Genomic DNA, 2,655 nt, shown 5'->3' on the forward strand with positions numbered 1-2,655 from the left:
CCCGAATACCGTGACCGAGCCTGATAACGATATGAACACAGCATTCCGCAAGCACCTGCCAGGCACCGACCTGGACTACTTCGATGCCCGCGCGGCGGTCGAGGCAATCAAGCCTGGCGCCTACGACGGCCTGCCTTACACCTCTCGCGTACTCGCCGAAAACCTGGTGCGCCGCTGCGACCCGGCTACCCTCGACGCCTCGCTGGGCCAACTGATCGAGCGCAAGCGCGACCTCGACTTCCCGTGGTTCCCGGCCCGCGTGGTATGCCACGATATTCTCGGCCAGACCGCACTGGTTGACCTCGCCGGCCTGCGTGACGCCATTGCCGACAAAGGCGGCGACCCGGCCCAGGTCAACCCAGTGGTGCCGGTGCAACTGATCGTCGACCACTCGCTGGTCGTCGAGTGCGGTGGTTTCGACCCGCAGGCCTTCGAAAAGAACCGCGCCATCGAAGACCGCCGCAACGAAGACCGCTTCCACTTCATCAACTGGACCAAGAAGGCGTTCAAGAACGTCGACGTGATCCAGCCGGGCAACGGCATCATGCACCAGATCAACCTGGAGAAGATGTCGCCGGTGATCCACAACGACCGTGGCGTGGCCTACCCGGACACCTGCGTCGGCACCGACAGCCACACCCCGCATGTCGACGCCTTGGGCGTGATCGCCATCGGCGTGGGTGGCCTGGAAGCCGAGAACGTGATGCTCGGCCGTGCCTCGTGGATGCGCCTGCCGGAAATCGTCGGCGTCGAGCTGACCGGCAAGCTGGCGCCGAACATCACTGCCACCGACCTGGTGCTGGCCCTGACCGAATTCCTGCGCAAGCAGAAAGTCGTCGGCGCCTACCTGGAGTTCCACGGCGAGGGTGCCCGTGCCCTGACCCTGGGCGACCGCGCCACCATCTCCAACATGGCCCCGGAATATGGCGCCACTGCGGCGATGTTCGCCATCGACCAGCAGACCATCGACTACCTGCGCCTGACCGGCCGCGAAGAACAGCAGGTCAAGCTGGTGGAAACCTATGCCAAGGCCGCCGGCCTGTGGGCCGACAGCCTGGGCGGCGCAGTCTACGAGCGCACCCTGAGCTTCGACCTGTCGAGCGTGGTACGCAACATGGCCGGCCCGTCCAACCCGCATGCCCGCGTTGCCACCAGCGACCTGGCGGCCAAGGGCATCGCCGGCAGCTGGGAAGAAGTGCCGGGGCAAATGCCTGATGGCGCGGTGATCATTGCCGCCATCACCAGCTGCACCAACACCAGCAACCCGCGCAACGTGATTGCCGCAGGCCTGCTGGCGCGCAATGCCAACAAGCTGGGCCTGGCCCGCAAGCCGTGGGTCAAGTCGTCGCTGGCGCCTGGCTCCAAGGCCGTGCAGCTGTACCTGGAAGAGGCCGGGCTGGAGAAGGAGCTGGAACAGCTCGGCTTTGGCATCGTCGCCTTCGCCTGCACTACCTGCAACGGAATGTCCGGCGCCCTGGACCCGGTGATCCAGCAAGAAATCATCGACCGTGACCTGTACGCCACTGCCGTGCTGTCGGGCAACCGCAACTTCGACGGGCGCATCCACCCGTATGCCAAGCAGGCTTTCCTCGCCTCGCCGCCACTGGTGGTGGCCTACGCCATCGCCGGTACCATCCGCTTCGACATCGAGAAGGATGTGCTGGGTGTGGTCGATGGCAAGGAAATCCGCCTCAAGGACATCTGGCCCAGCGACGAAGAGATCGACGCCGTGGTGCGTGCCGCGGTCAAGCCGGAGCAGTTCCGCAAGGTGTACATCCCGATGTTCGCCATCGAGGAAGACCGTGGGCCGAAGGTGGCACCGCTGTACGACTGGCGCCCGATGAGCACCTACATCCGCCGCCCGCCGTACTGGGAAGGTGCCTTGGCCGGCGAACGTACCCTGCGCGGCATGCGCCCGCTGGCAGTGCTGCCGGACAACATCACCACCGACCACCTGTCGCCGTCCAACGCCATCATGCTCAACAGCGCTGCCGGCGAGTACCTGGCAAAGATGGGCCTGCCGGAGGAGGACTTCAACTCCTACGCTACCCACCGTGGCGACCACCTGACCGCCCAGCGCGCTACCTTTGCCAACCCCAAGCTGTTCAACGAAATGGTGCGCAAGGAAGACGGCAGCGTGAAGCAGGGCTCGCTGGCGCGTATCGAGCCGGAAGGCAAGGTCACCCGCATGTGGGAGGCGATCGAGACCTACATGGAGCGCAAGCAGCCGCTGATCATCGTCGCCGGTGCCGACTACGGTCAGGGTTCGTCCCGTGACTGGGCGGCCAAGGGCGTGCGCCTGGCCGGTGTCGAAGCGATCGTCGCCGAAGGCTTCGAGCGTATTCACCGTACCAACCTGGTGGGCATGGGCGTGCTGCCGCTGGAGTTCAAGCCGGGCACCGACCGCAAGACCCTCGGCCTGGATGGCAGCGAGACCTATGACGTACTGGGCGCGCGTACGCCGCGGGCGACGCTGACCCTGGTGGTTACTCGCGCCAACGGCGAGCGTCTGGAGGTACCGGTGACCTGCCGTCTGGATACCGCCGAGGAAGTGTCGATCTACGAAGCCGGCGGCGTGCTGCAGCGCTTCGCCCAGGACTTCCTCGAAGCGACCGCCTAATTGCAGGGGGCCGCTTTGCGGCCCATCGCCGGGGC

At 65.7% G+C, this 2,655-nt stretch carries 1 protein-coding gene; it reads left to right on the top strand.

The window, feature by feature from the left end:
* Positions 1-31: 31 nt before the first annotated feature.
* Positions 32-2,620 carry a Fe/S-dependent 2-methylisocitrate dehydratase AcnD gene (acnD, locus tag ACK1U9_RS10700; RefSeq protein ID WP_449109884.1) on the top strand — a complete coding sequence of 863 codons (2,589 nt, stop codon included), beginning with the start codon at positions 32-34 and terminating at the stop codon, positions 2,618-2,620.
* Positions 2,621-2,655 lie beyond the last annotated feature (35 nt).

This window comes from Pseudomonas sp. XP1 (genome assembly GCF_053557675.1).